Raw genomic sequence first — 19557 nt, forward strand, 5'->3', positions numbered from 1 at the left:
ATTTTAATCTCCACTTCATTCTCCAACGAGGATTCTCTCAATTCTAAAGCGATTTACGCAGCGTCAGATAAAATGGTACCGAAACTTTTTCCGTTTTACCATTTAATATAAAATCGGCTGCCTGGCTCCCTAATTTGGTAAAATCGGTAGAGATAGTGGTTATACCGTCCAAAATAATCCTTTTCAAAGGGGTATCGTTGTATGAAATTAAGCCAACGTCCTCTCCTATTTTTAATTTCTGAGCAATTAATCGTTCAATCAATGTAACCAAATCATCCTCCATCAAGTTGATATACACCTCGCCCACATTTATTTCTTCTTCTTTTATGTTATGAATTACCTTATGATTAAAGGCGTACTGCTGACAAAACCGATAAAAACCTGTTAAAATTTCATGGGGGAAATAACTATTTTTCGGGAAGATAATTTTTAGCGTACTGTATTTGGATAAAGCATCTAAAGCTTGCTCCAATGCAGCGTAAATATCGAGTGCGAAATTCTCATAAATGGCTGCATAATCACCAGTAACACCAGGTAAAAGTTTATCTAAAATGACTAATTTTTCCTTAGGGATCGTGTTAATAATTTCGTGTGCATTTTCTCCTCCTTCTAAAAAATGGGGAATAATCACAAAATGAGAATAATCGTCGCGTTTGCTGGTTAGCAGCTTTTTAAATAGGGCGAAATCGTTATTGTAAATGTAAAAATCAACTGCCGCTTGGTCGCCTAAGGTTTTTGAAAAAGAATCGTACACAATTTTTTTGTGCGCACTCAACTTATTAAAAAGCAAACAAACCTTTAATTTACGGTTAAAATACGTGTTTATAATGAAGTATCCTTTGCCCGGAACCGAATCTACAATGCCTAATTTCCGTAAATGGCGGTAGCCTTTTTCAGCGGTATCTCGCGACATTTCCAAGCCAAAACTTAACTCATTAATGGATGGAAGCAAACTGTTTTTGGTCAACTTACCCGCTTCAATGGCATTTAAAATAGCATTGGTTAATTGCTTGTATTTCGGTGTCGATGAATATTCATCAATGGTTATATATGCGATTAAATCTTCAGGTTTCAACGTTTTGGGGTTTTGTTCTGGTTTTCGAATATACTGAAAACAGCGAATAAATGCAGATTAAAGGCTACATTTTATGACAATTAACATCCTACTCAACTAAAAAATTAGAAAACGAAGGATTCTGAGTACTTCGGATAGTGCAGTCCCGCTATTCGCTTTACTTGCTCCGCTGCGTGCTCGCTCCTATCGGGTTTAGGATGAGCGGCTTTACAAACTGGCTGTTATCACAAAACCTAGTTTTTTTTCAGTATAACGCCATCTTGAATGGGTTGTTGATACGGAAGTAAGCTCACTTTATTTGTTCTATATTTATTACCTGGTAATACTTCTGTAATGTATAAATCGTACGTATTATTGAAATAAATATTCGATTCAGTTGAAATATCCATTAATTCTTTAAAACTAACATAAGGATAAGTCGGTTTCTCAGTAACTACCTCTACTTTCTTATCACCTTTTTTATTTATATATGAAAAGGTCACATAGCTTTTATAAGGAGCTACACATTTACAAAAAAAAGTAAAATGATGCTCAAAAAAGCTTACTGTCTCAATCTTCATAAATCTTTCAGTCATTGGGAGATTCATTGTATCTGCTAGGAAATAGATTTTCCTATTTGACTCTTGCGAATACACTCTATTTAATAACATTGAAAACAGCACGATTAAAAATATTTTTTTCATAAAAATAAAGATTTAGTTACGGGCAGTTAATTGGCAATTTCTTATTTTGGGGAACATTTGAAAGATTATTCATATTAAATGCATTTATTTCAGCAGGGGTAATGTTGAATTTTGCCAATAAATTATTGTAAGACTTCTCTAACATACCCTTGTAAATAGTATAGAGATTCACCCCATTTATTATAGAGTTTGCAGGTAGATTACCCGCATTATTTAGGCCATACACAGCAGCCATTTGATATTGTTTATCGGTATAAGTACTTCCGTTAACATCTTTTAATATTTTCACGAAATTATCTACATAATTCTCTAAAAAAAGAGAATGATCAGTATAATTACCACTATTCATCCGACTAGAAGAAGCAGCATCAAAACTGACAATATTCATAGCCCATGTAGAGTATCTTGTTGTATCTATTGAGTAACCATAAGTCCCTGCTTTTATATAATAATTAGCGTACGCATGGCCAACCTCATGAATTGCCACCATTTGAAGAAATAATTGAGACGCATTGCTCAGTGCAGAACTATTAAACTCAATCTCTGAACTGGTTCCTTTATTTCTTGTTTGCCCTAATGAATATTGATTATTCGTACCTCCATAATCTTGAGTCGAAAATCCAAAAGTTAAATTTGGTAAACCTTGTAATGAATTAAGGGTTCCTCCATTTGGCAACTGCACTTTTTGAAACGGCTGAATTAATTTCCCATAGGTAGTATTTGCCATCAATTTATTTAAAACTAGCTTTACCATTCAAGGGTAATATTTTTGAAGTGAATCTTGTTTAACTTCTATTAAAGGAGGACACTCGCTTACCCCCGTATTCCCACCAATACAGCCACAATTCGGATCTATAAAAGCGCTTCCATTCAAATCATTATTACAATCGAACATACTGGTATAATCTCCAGAACCACCACCTCCGCCACCCAATTCAGCCTCAGGTGCCATATCTCCCCATTCACCCCCACCGGAACCACCTCCAAAGCAAAATACCTCGCTTCCCAAATATTTTTGTTCCATGTATCCATCAACACCAACTGATCCGTAATAATCTACCCTTATACAGGTATTAAATGCCCTGCTGCTTAATTGCTATAAGTAATCGATTTTTCTAAATGAACTTCTCTTTCTTCACCGTTTTCACCGATGCCTATCCCACGTTTAAACTTTCCATTCCACTCTTCAATATCGATTATCCCCACAAACTTCCCTTTATTATTGGAAATAGGTAATAGTGTTACCCATTCTACTTTCATTCTATCTTCCTTATCTTTATAAATCATTAGATAGCTCGTTTTTTCTAACGCTTTAAACTGAGCTCCCTCTGCCTGGTGTACAAAAACAGCATCATCAAATCTTAATGGTACTATTAGCCCATCACCCATTGACATTTTTTTAAGTAGTGCCTTTTCCCATAGAGGTTTTAACTAAACTATGACGAAGGTTATTATCATTTAACCGTGGCAGATTTAAATGATTATCCTCAAAATAGATCCTAGCCTCTGAAATAAATTGTTCTTTTTCTCCATTTCAGACATAGGAGCACTTTCTTTTCTACATGCATAAATGAAAATAGCTATTATACTAAATAAAATTAAAGCCACACTAGTTTGCTTTAATAGCGAGTACTTTTTATTCATATTGTTAATTTAGATTATCCATAATTCATTATGCCTGATAGGATTTATACGAATATACTAAAAGTCACTTAAAAAAAACGAACTAATCTTACACAACAAAATATCACAAAATACAAGGATTATTTTTTCTTTTTGATGAAGAACCTGAAAATTAGAACCTTAGAAAAAACCCTCATCGGTTTTAGAACCGATGAGGGGTAAAGGCTTACAACGAGCGCTGCAAGGCCGAATAATATTTCAATTCAATAATATCAGTTGGGGCTAAATTCTGATTCCAAACGCTGTTGATGGCTAATGCTGCACCCGTTGCCGTTGCTTGGGCAACCGATGAGGCATATACCTCTACTTCGGGCAATGAAGTGGCTAACAAATGCATAAAAATGGCGTTCTTGCCAAAACCACCGTCGACAAAAAGACGTTTTACGCCGGTATTTAAAATTAAGCGAAGCGAATAAATCTGTTGCTTCACAATATCAAAAATCAGCTGATGGTAAGCTTCTTCTGCTGTTTGAAAAGCACTCAAATCGCGCGACGAAAATGCCGATACGGCCGAAAATTCGGTTTGCGGGTGTTGATTCTCGGGAAATTTAAGTCCTAGTTTTAAGTGAATACTTGGGTTAAATTTTAAATGCTTGAACAAATACGCTGCACGGTCAAAATGCTCAGCAATCCGTTTCAATTGTTGTTCGTGCTCATAACCGGCAAAAATACGCGATGCTTTCACCGCTTTGCCTTGATAATGCATGTAACACAAACAATCTTGCTTTAATTCTTCAGCCGTTAAAGGTTCTTGATTAAAAGGGTTTAAACTAATGCACCAGGTTCCAGTTGAAAGCAAAATAAAAGGTGATGAAAAATTAGCCAAATACGGAATTAATGCCGACGAACTATCGTGCAATCCGACTCCCACATGTACCGTTTTTCCTTCTATTTGCGTTTCTAAACTTGAATCGGCTGGCGTAAAAACACCAAACTTTTTATCAATTTCTTCCTTAAAAACCCAATGGTGATATTCGCCTTTATTAAAATCCCATAACTGCGTATGGCAACCAATGCTGGTAATATCGGCCAAAGCCTTACCCGTAATTAAATAACTTAAATACTGTGGCAAATGCAAAGCCCATTTCACTTTAGCGAATATTTCAGGCTTTTCCTTTTTTAGGCGATATAGCTGCATGCCTGAATTTAAACTGCCCAATATTGGTGAAGCGGTTTCTAACGAAATCTTATCCTCTCCCCCATATTCAGCATAAAACTCATTTTTTAAATCCTCCGGATATTCCTTTAAATAGTTATAAAGCGGTGTTAAAGGTTTGCCATTTTCGTCTAAATACACAAAACTAGCTCCATAGGTTGAAAAGTTGATGGCTTTCACCTCAAACTCTTCCATTTTAAATACCTGATTGATAGAATCGTACACAGACGACCTCAGGCTATCTAGGTTTTCGCAGGGTTCACCATCCTCATCTACGGTTTCAACAAATCGAGCAGAACGTTCATAAACGATGTTGTAATTCTCATCAATTAAAAACAGCTTCTTATTTGTTTTTCCTACATCAAATATGGCGATTACTGGCTTTGGCATTATTTCTTTCTTCAAAATTATAATCCGGTGGCCATTGTTTTTAAACCACGTTGCTTAACCAATGTTTGACGACAATCTAAATCGCGGTATAATTGAATTGGTGCCAATGCTGCACCTGCTCTTAAACGTGCTTCAGCTACTAACGCTCTTAAATCGCTACGGAATGTATGTTGTAAAATTTCTTGTGCTTTTGCTACATCATTTGCTTCTTGAGCAGCATTTAATGCTTTTCTATCAACCAATAAGGCTTGTGCATAGGCCAACATAATGGCTTCTACCGATTGTAATAAATCTTCTAACGGATCTTTAACGTTGTGCGATGCATCAATCATCCAACCTAAATCTTTTGTATGACTCATGCCGCGCGAATCCATTCCTTCAACCAATTCGTTGAAAATTAAGAATAATTGGTATGGTTTTACTGCTCCAGCAGTTAAATCGTCATCCCCATATTTTGAATCATTGAAGTGGAAACCACCTAGTTTTCCTTCCATTAATAAGAGCGCAACAATTTGCTCTATGTTGGCGTTTGGCAAATGATGGCCTAAATCAACCAATGTATAGGCTTTCTTACCTAATTTGCTTGCATACAATAAAGATTGACCCCAATCTCCAACTGTTGTAGAATAGAAATTTGGTTCAAATGCTTTGTACTCTACAAATACTTTCCAGTTATCTGGTAATGCAGCGTAAATTTCTTGCAAACTTTCTAAGGTATTTTCAAAGGCTTTACGAAAGTTCAACTGGCCAGGAAAACAAGAACCATCTGCTAACCAAACGGTTAAAGCGTCTGAGCCCAATGCAACACCTTGTTTAATCACTTCTATGTTGTGCTCAATTGCCTGTTTACGGATTGCTTTATTCACGTTTTGCAAAGAACCGAACTTATAGCTATGCGCTGCATCTGCTTGGTCTTGAAAAGTATTTGAATTTACCGCATCGAACTTTAAGCCATAACTATCAGCTAAACTTTTAATTGCTGCTGGGTTTTGCGGGATATCCCAAGGAATGTGTAACGAAATAGCACCGCTCGCTTTATTCAAGGTATGCAGTAAACCTACATCTTCAATTTTCTCTTCAATGGTACGTGGTTCTCCGCCTGTTATAGCAAAACGACCAAAACGGGTTCCTCCGGTACCCAAAGCCCAACTTGGAATGGCTATTTGAAAATCAATTAATTTTTGGATAACGTTTTCAATATCTACACCTGCCCATTCCTCCTTTAAGAAAGCAAGTCTGCGTTGATGTGAAGTTAGTAACGAGTCGTTATGTTTTTCTATTTGGTTTTGTTCGATATTCATCGGGATATTCGGTTAAGTTCTGCAGTGTAAACACCACAAGATTTTGGTTAATGCTTTTCCGCTTTCGCTAAAACGGGTTCAATCGTTTTTTAACGGTCTGCATCCGTGAGGATACAGACACGCAAAAAACCTACTAAAACTAATTAAAATATGAGTTATTTAAAGCTTCTTATGACAAGAAACAGTAAATATTTTTTAGTTTGCTACGCGCAAACTTATTTTTTAGCGTACAAATGCCATGGCTACACCGCCATCCACATTTAATACGTTTCCTGTTGATTTATGCAACAAACCTCCCACAAAAGCAAAGCATGCATTTGCAATATCATCCGGTAAGATAATTTGGTTTAACAAGGTGCGTTTTGCATAGTAAGCCGGAAGCTCAGCTACGGTAATTCCGTAAGCCTTCGCACGACCTTCGGCCCAGCCTCCTGCCCAAATATTGCTATCGCTAATTACCGCATCTGGATTTACCACGTTAACACGAATATTATCAGCCCCTAACTCAGCAGCGTTTAATCTACTTAAGTGTAATTGAGCCGATTTAGCACTTCCATAACCCGCGTTATTTGGTCCACTTACGAGCGCGTTTTTACTTACAATGTTGATGATATCACCGCCAATGTTTTGTTTCTTCATGATGGCTGTTGCGGCTTGGGTAATGAAAAACTGGCCTTTAACCAATACATCGTATAATAAATCCCAGTCTTTCTCCGTGTGATCGCCAATGGTTTTAGAAATAGATAAACCAGCATTGTTCACCACAATATCAACCCCACCAAAAGCCAAAGCTGCTGCTGCAAAAGCAGAATCAATATCTTCTTGGCTCGTTACATTTAAGGTAGTAGTTGCATAGGCATCTTTACTAAATTGCGCTAAAAATTCTTGCCCGGCTTCTTCTAAACGTTCGGCATTCATATCGTTTAATACCACTACCGCACCTTCCGATACAAATTTCTTTGCAATAGCTTTTCCAATTCCACCGGCACTACCTGTAATCAAGGCAATTTTACCAGTTAATGGTTTTGGTTTTGGCATCCTTTGCAATTTAGCTTCTTCTAACAACCAATATTCAATGTTGAATGCTTCTTGATGTGGTAATGAGGTATATTCTGAAATGGCTTCAGCCCCTTTCATTACATTGATAGCATTGATATAAAATTCTGATGCCACGCGAGCGGTTTGCTTATCTTTCGAAAAAGTAAACATACCAATACCCGGATAAATAATTACTACCGGATTGGTATCGCGAATAGCGGGGCTATTTGGATGCTTACAAGTTTCATAGTACTCGGTATACATCTTACGATAAGCCTCAAATGCAGGTTCTAAAGCCGCTTTAATCGCCGCAGTATCGCTTAAATCAGCATCCTTTGGTAAATCTAAAACCAGCGGGCTAATTTTTGTACGTAAAAAGTGATCCGGACAGCTAGTACCCATTGGTGCCAAACGTGCCAAATCTTTCGAGTTAATGAATTCCAATACACGCGCATCATCCGTAAAATGTCCTAGCATGTGTTGCTTCGATGAGCATAAACCACGTAAAATTGGTGCAATTGCAGCCGCTTGTTTTTTACGATCTGCAGGTTCAGCGCTTTCCAATATTTGACCACCGAAAACAGGTGCTTTTTTACCGTAGTTTTGATTCAAGTAATCTGAACAGATTTCGATTACATCCAAGGTATTTACATAACTTTCGTAAGCTGTATTTCCCCAGGTAAATAAACCGTGAGAGCCTAACATGATACCGCGAATGCCCGGATTTTCATCTAAACATTTCTTCAATTGTAAACCCAGTTCAAATCCTGGTTTTTTCCATTCAACCCAACCAATGGTTCCACCGAATAACTCTTGGGTAATTTTTTTACCATCTTTCGCTGCAGCGATCGCAATCGCGGCATCAGGATGCAAGTGATCGATATGGGCAAACGGCAAGAAACCGTGTAGAGGAGTATCAATTGATGGTGCTTTTGAGCTTAAGTCGAAAATACAATGATTAAACAATTCAACCATTTCATCTTCATGCTCTACGCCACGATAAATATTTTTCAAACTGCGTAAACGATCAACGTAAAGCGCCGCTAAACCGCTTTTCTTTAAAGTCCCTAAATCTCCTCCAGAGCCCTTAACCCACATTACTTCGGTTTCTGTTCCGGTTAGTGGATCCTTTTCCATCAATTTACACGATGTATTTCCTCCACCATAATTTGTTAAGCGCAAATCCGCTCCTAATAAATTAGAACGATAAATTAACAATGCTACTTCATCGCCAGCCAATTTTGCGGCTTCTTCTTCATCCCACAAGTAACTCACGTACTTGTAATTTGTTTCTTTAACAGACATGTATAATTATGTTTTACTTTAAGTATTTACTTGATTGAATTTCCGTATCCTACAATTAAAATTGACACTATAATTGTGAGGATACCGACTAAAACGGTGATTAATGTTTTCTTTGATACGCCTTTCCATTCTTTCAAAACCAAACCCCAAACATTTGCGATTAAAATAATGAAAGCCATGTGCAATATCCATGAACTGGCTCCGTTACCCATTTTACTTTCACCCATTCCATAGAAGAAGAATTGTAAAAACCAGGTAATACCGGCCAATGCAGAGAATATATAATTTTTTAACAATGGAGTCTTCGCGTTGGTATAATCGCCAAAACTCTTATTACGGGCATTTAAAATCATACACCAAACAAAATTAGTGGTTAAACCTCCCCAAAGAACTACTACATAGGTTACATTATTTTGGAAAAGGAAATTTCCTAATTCCGAAGGGTTGGCTGCTTTCCATAGCTCGTTTGCGGTATCGGCCATTGGTTTTCCTGCTTCAATTCCGAAGTTAAAACACGCACTTAAAACCCCTGAAACAATTCCCACAAAAAGACCTAAACCAAATTTAAATTCAGTTTTAACTTCCATTCCGTGCGGATCAGTAACGTCGGCATTCATTTCGCGTTCTTTTAACATCCCGGCTCGACCGCAAATTACAATCCCTAGTATACAAACCAATAGGCCTAAAAGCACCATTCTACCCCAATCCGTGCTCAAAAACATCTCGAATGTATCTTTACCTGCTTGTGGAAAAAGGCTGTAATAAATAGAAGGTAAAATAGACCCCAGCACCATGCACAATCCTAAGATGATACTACTCCCTAAGGAAACGCCCAAATAACGAACGCCTAAACCATAGGTTAACCCTCCAATACCCCATAGTAAACCAAAGAAATAAGTCAACCACAAGATGCTTCCATTTGTTCCTGAAATGATTGCTGTAAAATTCGGAATGGTTAAATAAGCTGCCAAAGGCGGAACAATTAACCATGAAAAAATCCCCCCAACAATCCAATAGCTTTCCCAAGCCCAACCTTTAACTTTTTTATACGGAATGTAAAAACTACCCGACGCGAACCCGCCGATAAAATGGAAAAAAACACCTAAAATTGCTTGCATTACTCTAGTTTATAATTTGGTTGCTCTAAAATATACATTGAAAAAAATGTAACTGTTATGCACTGTTATGCCTGACACGGATGTTCGTCGGCAACGCATAATAGATAATAGACTTAAAAACAGATCTATTTTAAAAAAAAAGCAGAAGAACTTCGTGCATCACGAGGTTACTTCTGCTTTCAAAATAATTCTTGCATTAAATAGCCAATAAGTCCTATAGTTTAACGGCTAAATGCTGTTAAAAATTGCTTACTACAAAGCTATTTAAGCTATGCCCTTCCGGATTTACTTAACTCAGTAACAAGCCTTTTAAATCTGCGGGTGAATAATTAATTGATTTTAATGTTTTATCGTCGCCTTTTCTAAACACTAAAAATAAACCATCAATTTCTTTGAAATACGATTCGGTTCCATCTTTTTCGAAATAATGTTTGATGGTATGCTCAGCCTCTTCAATAGTTTTACACGCTTTACTCATGTTGGAACGGTGTACTTCATCAAAAAGCGTCTTAAATTTTCCGCCAAGACCAAACTCGTGAATGGCCCCTGCCAAAACGTATTGTAAATCGCACAGGGCATCGGCAACTTCCACCAAATTATCTTGTTCTATTGCCTCTTGTAGCTCCTTTAATTCCTCTGCTAAGAGCGAAACCCTAAGATTGGCTCTTTGCTTTGCTGGAATGGTTGGGTTTTCCAAAACAGGATGTTTAAAAGTAGTATGAAATTCAGCTACCTGATTAAGTGAATTCGTTTCTTGCATGACGAGTAAATTTTGTTCTTAATGCAACAAACTTAAAAATTTCGGTCAAAAAAATACATAGAATTTATGCACATGCAAGTACTTAATAACATTCTTAGGCCGCCTTACTACCAGTGATAAAAAGATTTGGTCGTGTTTTTGTAACGATTAAAAATACACACATGAAACTTAGAATTGTTTTAGAACTTTGAGCTATGATAAAAAAGAACATCTTACTAGGATTGCTTACCCTAGGAATAATCAGCAGTTGCGGCATCAACAAACAGGCCGAACAAATTAAAGCCTTAGAAGATTGCACCTATAAAATTAAAAACGTACAACAAGTTACCTTAGCCGGAACCGATGTAAAACAACTCATCGCACAGCAAAACATCAACATTTCCAGCTTACCGGGCGTTGCTTTAGGCTTTTTAAGAAAAGACATTCCGCTCAGCGCCAATTTAAATCTGGAAATCACTAACCCTTCTGCTAAACTTGCAGCTATTAACCAGCTGGAATACAAAATATTGGTCAACAACAGTGATTTAGCCGCAGGAACCATCGACCAAAATGTAAGCATCCCACAAGGACAAACGGTTATTGTTCCTGTTCGTATGACAAGCAACATTTATAACCTCCTCAACAACGGGTCACTTTTAAACGATATTATGAAAGCCGCTCAAAAAGGCGGACAAAAAACCGAAAGCTTGGGTCTTTTAACCATAAAAATAAAACCTACTTTTATGTTTGGTAAAACGCCATTCACCTATCCTGGGTACATTACAATCAATAAAGAAATCAGTAATAAGATTTTATTATAAAAACAAAAAGTTCAATTGTGTAGTAAAACGCTAAACAATTGAACTTTTCTATTTTTGACTTAAAAGAGATTTAGTGTTTTTTCACATCTCTAATCATTCCTTTAAAGCGCAATGGGTCTACATGGCTTTCAAAAGCGGCATGTTGTTCATCAGATAAAGTGGCGCCCGTGGCAACTCCTTCTTTTGCACTTGCCAACTTTGTACTTGTTACCGCTTTAAATGCTCCAGTTTTCGAATAATTTAAAGCGTTATCTAGCAAGGTTTCAGTAGCATCGCCCCAGGCTTTTGTTAAATCTTCATAAGCCATTTTATCAACAGTCATCCCCGAAAAATATCCGCCTTCTCCATTTTTATTCTTCGTTTCGAATTCAGGGATATATAAATCCAGCTTATCAATCCGAATGGGGAAAAAGCCTACGGGCTTACCGTACGTTTTAACACCAATCACTTTAACATCCAATACGGGTTTCAAACAATTGATGGTCAATTCACTCGCAGAAGCTGTTGAACCAGACACCAAAAAATACACGCGTGTTAAAGCCAAATTGCCCAGTTTGGCAAACTTAGTAATGTTATCCGCAGCGGTTGTTGAATAATCTAAATCAGCATACGTCGCATACTGTTTGTTTACACCCGTTGTAAAGGGTTGTAATTTATCATTGGCATCCAATAAAGGCTGAAATCGCAACACTGACGCTTCTCGTTGAGCGGTTGTCAAGTTCTGCAAATAGCTGTTATAATAATAGGTAAACATGGTTGTTCCTGTTTGAGATGCAGGTACCGCTAAATTGATAATTTGCTCTGCTGTTGAAATATAACCACCTCCATTATAGCGCAAATCGATGACCAACTCAGTAATTTCTTGCGATTGAAAATCAGCAAATAAAGTATTCAACTGCGCCGTTACGTCGTTCGTATAACTATTAAACACAAAATAACCAACTTTCTTAGTACCTAGGTCATATACATGTGAATACAATATTGGATTCAATTTATATTTCGCGCTTGCAATGGTTACAGATTTGGTTTGCCCAGCAGGATTAATATAGGTTATATTTACAGAAGGATTTGTTCCGAAAATGGCGTCATTTATAAAATTGGCGATAGAGGTTGCCGTTGCGCTGTTGTACGTTAAATCTGTCCTGCCGTTAATTGCTGTAATTCTACATGTCCTTGTTAAACCTTGAGCCGCAGCCGGAGAACCCTCGTAAACATATTTTACGCGCAAATCATTGGAACTTTGATAATTTACCGAAAAACCATAATCATTTGCCGTACCATCTAAATCGGCTTTTAAAGCCCCTACTTTTCCGGTTACAACATCGTTTTCAATAAACGAATACTTTGGTTCGCTATAATCTGTATACTCGAAAGGTTTCCCAGTTACCGGATCTAAAGAATATTGCGTTAAAGCATATAATTCCGCTTCGTTATTGGTATACGAACGCGGATTAAAGTTTGCATACGTTGGCAAACTCGCATACCAATAGTATAATTCCTTTGTATAATAAAAAATGGAGTCTTTTGTTAATTCATCGCGTGTAGGAGGTGTACTTTCCGGCTCAATAGTTTCTGGTGTAGTACTCTTTTTCTTACATGCAGCAACCGACAAAACAATCACAGCCAAAAAAAAGATTTGTTTTATTCTTATTTTTTTAAAAAACATAATAGCGTATTTTAATCTAGTTAATTTATGGCTAACTTAGTAAATAAAGTGATTCCATGTGCCAATTTTAACACTTTTAACTTTTTAGTGATTAAAATCCTGAAGAATCACGCTAAGAACCCAATCTTAACTGAAACTCAATAATATACAAAATAGTATGAAAAAAATTAAATTTGATTCAGAAATAAATGCATCAGCAAATAAGGTTTGGGAAATACTTTTTAGCGAAGAAACCTATCCCATTTGGTCAGCAGTATTTTCAGAAGGCTCAAAAGCAATAACCGATTGGAAAAAAGGAAGCAAGGCATTGTTTGTAAATGCTGATAATGATGGAATGATTTCTGAAATTGCCGAAAGCATTGAACCAGAATTTCTATCCATTAGACATCTAGGAATGATTATGAAGGGAGTTGAAGACTTAAACCACAGTTGGAGCGGCTCTTTAGAAAACTATACGCTGAAAGAACTTAGCGATAACAAAACCCTTTTAGAAGTTGAAATGGATACCACTGCTGAAATGGCCGATTATTTTAAAGAAAAATGGCCCCTCGCAATTGAAAAAATTAAAGAACTGGCGAAATAAAAAATGTCTTTTATGTAAAAAAGCCTCGATAAAATCGAAGCTTTTTTATTTCAAAATTCCCTATTCTAATAGTTATTAATTTATTTTTCTTGGTGCATGCCTATTTCCTTAAGATAAAGTTTCAAATCAGTTGGCCTATCCGACTGTATAATGGAAGGTTTTTTAGCAATTAACCAGCCCCAGCTTTCCTTTTTTTGGTTTTGCTCTACAGCACGATCATCATCATGTCCCCCGTTTAAAGAAGGCCATAAACTATTTAACCATATCACTTGATTTTTTGCCAATTCAGGAATCATCTTTAAATTACTTAGCGTATCGGTATCAAAAATAGGTTGAATAACGGCTCCTTTATACGTTTTATAGCTACTGATAATGGATAGAGCATCTGGTCGTTTCATATTTACCACAACCATTAAAAAAGCACCATCAGGAATGTTCTCTGTAGCTTTAAGTTTCTCGTATTCTATATTATCACCAACATTGACAATCGCTTGATTAAGTGTTCCGGTTGCTTCTAACACGTTAAATACTTGAGGCAAATGATCATTTCCCTTATCCACATTAATAATAATTTTATTTTTGGCCGCTAACATCATTTCCTTCATAGTCGGAATCCCATGAGAAGTTACCCTTCCTAAACCATTTTTTAATTTAAACTTTCTTATTTCTGCTAAGGTGTAATCGCTTACCTTTCCTTTTCCGTTGGTGGTACGGTCAATGGTATTATCGTGCATCACCACCATTTGGCTATCCTTGGTCATCTTCACATCCAGTTCCATAATATCAAAACCTTTTTCAATACTATTAAAAAGTGCATTTAGTGAGTTTTCAGGCGCATTTCTCCAATCGCCCCGATGGGCTGCAACTAGAGTATGTGTATTTTTTTTCGAAAAGATAGAAGCCAATTTCTCTGAAGGATTTTGTGCTTGAACCTTTAGCATACTTATAGCAAGTATAAAAAGAAAAATAGTGTTATTGGATTTGATTTTCATAAAAGATCGATAATAATAAAAAAATGGTGACCGATTACTCAGCCACCAAAAAATAGGAAAAACTTAATATTTTAATATCCTGGGTTTTGGTACATTTTAACCGGATCTAACTTATATTCATCAAATGGAATTGGATAATAACGATCTTTTGTAGTTACATTCGATAATTTTGCGATTCCATAAGTAGTTTGTGGCTTTGCTTTTAAATACGTTACCAGCTCTTGCGTAGTAAATGTTCTAATTAAGTCGAACCAACGATGATGTTCAAAAGCAAGTTCTACCCGACGTTCGTGTAAAATAGCCAATTTTAAGGTTGGATATTTTGCAGCGTAGCTTGGATCTGTTTTGGCAACAGCATACAAAGGACGACCGGCTCTTGCTCGTACCATATCTAAATATTGTGTTGCTACGGCATCATTTCCTTGCAAATTAGCTACTTCGGCCAACATCAGAATTACATCTGCATAACGCATTAAAATCCAATCGTTACCCCCATAACCGTTGTTAGTAGCCAACGAACTTGCATCGCGAAATTTGGTAATAAACCAATCTTTCACTTGTGCATCGTTTGCATATTTTACAGAGAAATCTTTGCGTAAATCGCCCGTTTCATACTCATCGATTAAATCGCCTTTTACATTTCCACCAATTCCTGTAGATACTCTTAGCGAGTTAATGGTTTCGCCCTTGGCCTGGTTATTTGCTGCAATACTCGAACTGTAATTTACATCGCCTTGCTTATACGATATTTGAAATAGCAACTCTTTACAAGTTAGTTTCTTGCTTACATCAAACACATCCGCATACGGAATTTCCGATAAATTACCGAATGTTTTCATGTTGTAAGCAGCTAATAAATAAGTATTTGCATTGGTTAAATTTTCTGCTTTATTGTTTGGTAAAGTAGCCGCCATGGTTAAATACACCTTTCCTAAATAGGCATTAATAGCTGCTTTAGATGCTCTGCCAATTCCAACACCTGTTTGAAGATTTGGAAGTGTACTGTTTAAACCATCCTTTAAATCGGCAACAATTTGATTGTAAACATCAGCTTCTGCTACCCTAAAAGTTGATGCATTTACCTCTTCTATACTGTTTAATTGTACAGTTACTAAAGGCACTGCTCCCCATTTACGTACCAATTCAAAATACATAATGGCACGAATAAATTTAGCCTCTGCGGCATAGTTGGTTTTATTTGCCGTATTTGTAAACGTAACTTTGTCAATATTTGATAAAATAACATTTGTACGTGTAATTGAATTATATAAGGCTAGCCAGTGTGCCTTTAAGTACGAATTGCTCGGTAACAACGAGAAATCATTAAATTGAAAGGGTTCTCCTGCATTACTTTGGTTGTCGTTTCTTCCGGTATCATCAGAACGTTCATCGGTAAATAAACCGCTGTTTTCGCCTAATGTATTACTGCTTCTTAAAGATTGGTATGCACCGTTCACAGCTAATAAAACGTCGTTTTCGGTTGTAAAGTAATCATTTACGGTTACCGCATTTGGATTTGTTTGCGCTAAGAAATCTTTTTTGCAAGCACTTAATGTTAAAACGGCACTTAAGCTTAAGATTGTATATATGTATTTTTTCATGTTCGTAAAGTCTAGAAAGTAATTTTAGCACCTAGATTGTAAGTTCTTGCCAAAGGATAATTTCCGTAATCAACCCCTGGCGTTAAGTTGGCACCTGCGTTATAATCAACTTCTGGATTGTATCCTTTGTAATTAGTGATGGTAAAAGCATTATCAACACTTGCAAACACACGAATGTTGCTTAATTTGATTTTGCTCACCAAGGTTTTTGGGAAATTATACCCTAAAGTTACGTTCGTACATCTAAAATAAGACCCATCTTGAAGGTAGAAAGATGATAAACGTGTGCTATTACTTTGTGTACCAGCACGTGATGCACGATAGTTTAAACCGCTTCCTGGGTTTGCCTCATTACGATAACGATCGGCCACATCAACATATTGGTTACCCGAACCTTCAAAGTTGTACAAATAGTAATCTTGTCCGTCTAAAACCTGATTACCATACGAACCGTTAAACGATGCTCTTAAATCGATTGATTTATACGAAGTATTTAACGCAAAACCATAGGTGAATTTTGCATAAGGTGTTCCAATTACTACTTTATCTGCATCGTTTACAATGCCGTTTCCATCAGTATCTTGGAAATATAAATCGCCAATTTTAGCCGGATTGGTTGATGAAGCTGAAGGCGCTACTTTACCAACATTGTCGGCCGTTAACCTGCCTAACACTTTAAATCCATAAAACATCCCTACTGGTTGTCCTTCTTGTGTAACGTGGGTGATATACGAACGCTCTGCTCCAGCGGTATAAATGGTGCTTGCTCCACCCATATCCAATACCTTGTTTCTGTTTAGCGAGATATTACCACTTAAGCCCAATGTAAAATCCTGACCTTGAATAATTCTTCCATCCAATTGAATATCAAAACCTTTATTTCGTACTCTACTGTCTGCCAAATTGGTTAAAACAGAAGAAGCTCCAGAAACAGCCGAGATAGGTTGATTAAACAATAAGTTGTACGAATAACTTAAGTAGTAGTTGGCAATAATAAATAAGCGATTTCTAAATAAACCAAGATCAGCACCGAAGTTATATTGCGAGGTCGACTCCCAGCCCAATCGTGGATCTTGAAGAGAATTTGGCCAAATAGCAGTTGAAATGGTATTTCCACCAAACACAACTCCACCCGGCGCACTCATTTCTTGTTCCGTTCTATAATTTGGAATATTGTTATTTCCGCTTAAGCCCCAACTTGCACGTAGTTTGACGGTAGATTGTTGCCCTAAAAAGTCGTTATAAAATCCTTCTTCAGAAAGATTCCAGCCTGCTGCAACTGAAGGGAAATTTCCATATCGGTTTAATGAACCAAATCGCGATGAACCATCTCTACGGAAAGATCCCGTTAAGAAATATTTACCCGCATAGTTATAACTGAAACGACCAAAGTAAGAAAGAAGTGTATTGGTAGATTTTGCCGTTTTACTTGATCCATCTGTAATTAAGGTAAAGAAACCGGCATCGGCTCCTTTATCGGTTATCTCGCCAATTTTATCATTTTGAAAACCACTTGCCGACACGTTTATAAAATCGCTTTGCGTTTTTTGTGCAGAGTACCCTGCCAAGGCGTCTAACTTATGTTTACCAAATGTTTTGTTGTAATTTAAGGTAAACTCGCCTAGTTGATCTACCTGTCCTAATGTTTGAGCAACTGCATTTGCAGCTGTAATTGCGGCAGTTGAATACGGCGGATTATTTCCGTTGCTTAAACTAGTTGGTAAATAGTAATCGTATTTTTCGTTATACGTTTGCATCCCTAAGTTGGCTTTAAAACTCAAACCATCTATAATTTTATACGATGCATTGGCGTTGTAACTGCTTCTGTTCCCCATTCTGTTAATTTTCATTTGCTCAACAGTTGCTAATGGATTTTCGGGGTTTTGAACACCGTATTGTGATGACATAGAGGCCATACCAAACTGAATAGGATTGCCGTTTGCATCGCGCGCAGGTAAATAAGGTAAATACAATAATGCCGACATCATTGGACTTAAATTATAGCGCCCTTCTCGTACTTCTTTATTTTTGTTTTGCGTGTACGAAATATTGGCTCCAACATGCAAACGCTCACTCACATCTCCATCAATATTGGCTCTGAAATTGATTACTTTCTGCCCAGTATTGGTTACAATACCTTCGTTATTTTGGAATCCGCTACTGATAAAGTAACGAACATCTTTGGTACCACCAGAAAACGATAAATTATGGCGTTGGAAAGGTGCATTGCGATACAATTCATCTTGCCAATCGGTATTGTATTGTGCAGGAATGGCTTGTTGTGTGGCAAAATTGTAAATATCACTTGGAATACTTACACTACTTCCATTACCAACATTGGCAATACGCGTAGTGTTGTTATCACTAAACATGGCATCGTTCCAGGTTTTACCTGCATTTACCCATAAATCCTTATAAGCGTTATTTCTACCGTCAATCATTAACTGAATAAATTGATCGGCATCCAACAAATCAACTTTTTTGGCTAACTGAGAAACACCACCTTGAAAATCGTATTCAAATTTACCTTTGCCATCTTTACCTCTTTTGGTGGTAATAATTACAACCCCACCAGAAGCACGAGAACCATAAATTGCTGCAGAAGCCGCATCTTTTAAGATGTCGATTGTTTCAATATCTTCTGGATTTATAGATACATTATTTCCTGCCGGATAACCATCAATTACGTATAACGGATCAGAACTTGCATTAATAGAGCCGATTCCACGAACACGAATTTTGGTTCCAGCATAAGGAGCTCCACTAGTTTGCGATACTTGTACCCCAGCCACTTTACCTACTAAGGCTTGTCCAACGGTTGGCGATGTTAAGTTAAGTTCACTCGCTTTTACACTACTTATCGCTCCCGTTAAATCCGATTTTCTGATTTTTTGGTATCCAATAGCAACAACTTCATCTAAAGTATTATCACTTTCTTTTAAAACCACATTTAAGGTACGGCTTGTGTTAACCGTAAATTCTTGCGTGTTGTAACCCACAAAAGCGAAAACCAAAGTTGTACCTTCCTCAACGGATATTGAGTACTTACCATTGCCATCTGTAACGGCTGTTTTCTTATTTCTTTTATCATAAACACTCACCCCAGGTAACGGCTGTTGTTTTTCATCGGTTACAATACCGCCAATGGTTATTGCTTTATTCTGTGCTAATTTTATGCCCGCTCTGCTTATACTGTGAGCGATTAAGGGTGTACTAGAGATTGCTAACAGTCCGATTGGCAAAAGCAATTTCCTACAGGCATTTCGAATACCTGCACTTAAAAAAAATGATGTCATCTTTTAGTTATTAGTAATGGTTCTTATATTATTTCGAGGTAATTTAGGGAGGGTGTAGAATCTTAATTACATAGGCTACAATTTTAATAAAACTTAGTCTTTAATCGATT

General features: G+C 36.9%; 16 protein-coding genes. 2 read left to right on the plus strand and 14 right to left on the minus strand.

Features of this window, described 5'->3' with window-relative positions; translation table 11 throughout:
• Positions 1–43: 43 nt before the first annotated feature.
• The 10 genes from ACJVDK_RS08565 to ACJVDK_RS08610 form a co-directional block, all read right to left on the minus strand.
• Positions 44–1075 carry a GntR family transcriptional regulator gene (locus ACJVDK_RS08565; protein WP_443939861.1) on the minus strand — a complete coding sequence of 344 codons (1032 nt, stop codon included), beginning with the start codon at positions 1073–1075 and terminating at the stop codon, positions 44–46.
• A gap of 233 nt (positions 1076–1308) precedes the next feature.
• Positions 1309–1557, minus strand: coding sequence for a hypothetical protein (locus tag ACJVDK_RS08570; protein ID WP_443939862.1), 249 nt, complete (start codon positions 1555–1557; stop codon positions 1309–1311).
• 217 nt (positions 1558–1774) lie between these two features.
• A complete protein-coding gene (locus ACJVDK_RS08575; RefSeq protein ID WP_443939863.1) occupies positions 1775–2512 on the minus strand; it encodes a hypothetical protein in 738 nt (245 codons plus the stop codon).
• Positions 2513–2782, minus strand: coding sequence for a hypothetical protein (locus tag ACJVDK_RS08580; protein ID WP_443939864.1), 270 nt, complete (start codon positions 2780–2782; stop codon positions 2513–2515). It lies immediately after the preceding gene.
• Positions 2783–2847: 65 nt separating this feature from the next.
• On the minus strand, positions 2848–3153 hold the full coding sequence (locus ACJVDK_RS08585; RefSeq protein WP_443939865.1) for a hypothetical protein: 306 nt from the start codon (positions 3151–3153) through the stop codon (positions 2848–2850).
• A 454-nt stretch (positions 3154–3607) separates the two neighbouring features.
• Positions 3608–5002 carry an FGGY-family carbohydrate kinase gene (locus ACJVDK_RS08590; RefSeq protein WP_443939866.1) on the minus strand — a complete coding sequence of 465 codons (1395 nt, stop codon included), beginning with the start codon at positions 5000–5002 and terminating at the stop codon, positions 3608–3610.
• 2 nt (positions 5003–5004) lie between these two features.
• Positions 5005–6288 carry a sugar isomerase gene (locus ACJVDK_RS08595; protein ID WP_443939867.1) on the minus strand — a complete coding sequence of 428 codons (1284 nt, stop codon included), beginning with the start codon at positions 6286–6288 and terminating at the stop codon, positions 5005–5007.
• A 222-nt stretch (positions 6289–6510) separates the two neighbouring features.
• Positions 6511–8631: a bifunctional aldolase/short-chain dehydrogenase gene (locus tag ACJVDK_RS08600; RefSeq protein ID WP_443939868.1), complete on the minus strand. Its 2121-nt coding sequence runs from the start codon at positions 8629–8631 to the stop codon at positions 6511–6513.
• A gap of 26 nt (positions 8632–8657) precedes the next feature.
• Positions 8658–9749: an L-rhamnose/proton symporter RhaT gene (gene rhaT / locus ACJVDK_RS08605; protein ID WP_443939869.1), complete on the minus strand. Its 1092-nt coding sequence runs from the start codon at positions 9747–9749 to the stop codon at positions 8658–8660.
• Between the two features lie 289 nt (positions 9750–10038).
• Positions 10039–10509 (minus strand): hypothetical protein, encoded by a 471-nt coding sequence (locus ACJVDK_RS08610; RefSeq protein WP_443939870.1) that lies wholly within the window; start codon positions 10507–10509, stop codon positions 10039–10041.
• Positions 10510–10703: 194 nt separating this feature from the next.
• On the opposite strand from ACJVDK_RS08610, the gene ACJVDK_RS08615 reads away from it, so the two are divergent.
• Entirely contained in the window at positions 10704–11309 is a 606-nt protein-coding gene (locus tag ACJVDK_RS08615; protein ID WP_443939871.1) for a hypothetical protein, read from the plus strand.
• A gap of 70 nt (positions 11310–11379) precedes the next feature.
• Here ACJVDK_RS08615 and ACJVDK_RS08620 read toward each other — a convergent pair whose 3' ends face one another.
• A complete protein-coding gene (locus tag ACJVDK_RS08620) occupies positions 11380–12930 on the minus strand; it encodes a S41 family peptidase (RefSeq protein WP_443940039.1) in 1551 nt (516 codons plus the stop codon).
• Positions 12931–13132: 202 nt separating this feature from the next.
• On the opposite strand from ACJVDK_RS08620, the gene ACJVDK_RS08625 reads away from it, so the two are divergent.
• Positions 13133–13558: an SRPBCC domain-containing protein gene (locus tag ACJVDK_RS08625; RefSeq protein WP_443939872.1), complete on the plus strand. Its 426-nt coding sequence runs from the start codon at positions 13133–13135 to the stop codon at positions 13556–13558.
• Positions 13559–13638: 80 nt separating this feature from the next.
• On the opposite strand, the gene ACJVDK_RS08630 is transcribed toward ACJVDK_RS08625, so the two are convergent.
• From ACJVDK_RS08630 to ACJVDK_RS08640, 3 genes are all read right to left on the minus strand, one after another.
• Positions 13639–14499, minus strand: a complete 861-nt coding sequence (locus ACJVDK_RS08630) for a glycerophosphodiester phosphodiesterase family protein (RefSeq protein ID WP_443939873.1) — start codon at positions 14497–14499, stop codon at positions 13639–13641.
• 122 nt (positions 14500–14621) lie between these two features.
• Positions 14622–16151 carry a RagB/SusD family nutrient uptake outer membrane protein gene (locus ACJVDK_RS08635; RefSeq protein WP_443939874.1) on the minus strand — a complete coding sequence of 510 codons (1530 nt, stop codon included), beginning with the start codon at positions 16149–16151 and terminating at the stop codon, positions 14622–14624.
• Positions 16152–16162: 11 nt separating this feature from the next.
• Positions 16163–19447, minus strand: a complete 3285-nt coding sequence (locus ACJVDK_RS08640; protein WP_443939875.1) for a SusC/RagA family TonB-linked outer membrane protein — start codon at positions 19445–19447, stop codon at positions 16163–16165.
• Positions 19448–19557 lie beyond the last annotated feature (110 nt).

This window comes from Pedobacter paludisoli, from assembly GCF_052344095.1.
Lineage (GTDB): Bacteria > Bacteroidota > Bacteroidia > Sphingobacteriales > Sphingobacteriaceae > Pedobacter.

Excerpts from the sequence above, each read along its gene's own strand:
- ACJVDK_RS08575 (WP_443939863.1), bottom strand. The coding sequence starts at position 2,512 with ATGGTAAAGCTAGTTTTAAATAAATTGATGGCAAATACTACCTATGGG.
- ACJVDK_RS08580 (WP_443939864.1), bottom strand. The coding sequence starts at position 2,782 with ATGGAACAAAAATATTTGGGAAGCGAGGTATTTTGCTTTGGAGGTGGT.
- ACJVDK_RS08585 (WP_443939865.1), bottom strand. The coding sequence starts at position 3,153 with ATGTCAATGGGTGATGGGCTAATAGTACCATTAAGATTTGATGATGCT.
- ACJVDK_RS08595 (WP_443939867.1), bottom strand. The coding sequence starts at position 6,288 with ATGAATATCGAACAAAACCAAATAGAAAAACATAACGACTCGTTACTA.
- ACJVDK_RS08600 (WP_443939868.1), bottom strand. The coding sequence starts at position 8,631 with ATGTCTGTTAAAGAAACAAATTACAAGTACGTGAGTTACTTGTGGGAT.
- rhaT (WP_443939869.1), bottom strand. The coding sequence starts at position 9,749 with ATGCAAGCAATTTTAGGTGTTTTTTTCCATTTTATCGGCGGGTTCGCG.
- ACJVDK_RS08610 (WP_443939870.1), bottom strand. The coding sequence starts at position 10,509 with ATGCAAGAAACGAATTCACTTAATCAGGTAGCTGAATTTCATACTACT.
- ACJVDK_RS08615 (WP_443939871.1), top strand. The coding sequence starts at position 10,704 with ATGATAAAAAAGAACATCTTACTAGGATTGCTTACCCTAGGAATAATC.
- ACJVDK_RS08625 (WP_443939872.1), top strand. The coding sequence starts at position 13,133 with ATGAAAAAAATTAAATTTGATTCAGAAATAAATGCATCAGCAAATAAG.
- ACJVDK_RS08630 (WP_443939873.1), bottom strand. The coding sequence starts at position 14,499 with ATGCTAAAGGTTCAAGCACAAAATCCTTCAGAGAAATTGGCTTCTATC.
- ACJVDK_RS08635 (WP_443939874.1), bottom strand. The coding sequence starts at position 16,151 with ATGAAAAAATACATATATACAATCTTAAGCTTAAGTGCCGTTTTAACA.
- ACJVDK_RS08640 (WP_443939875.1), bottom strand. The coding sequence starts at position 19,447 with ATGACATCATTTTTTTTAAGTGCAGGTATTCGAAATGCCTGTAGGAAA.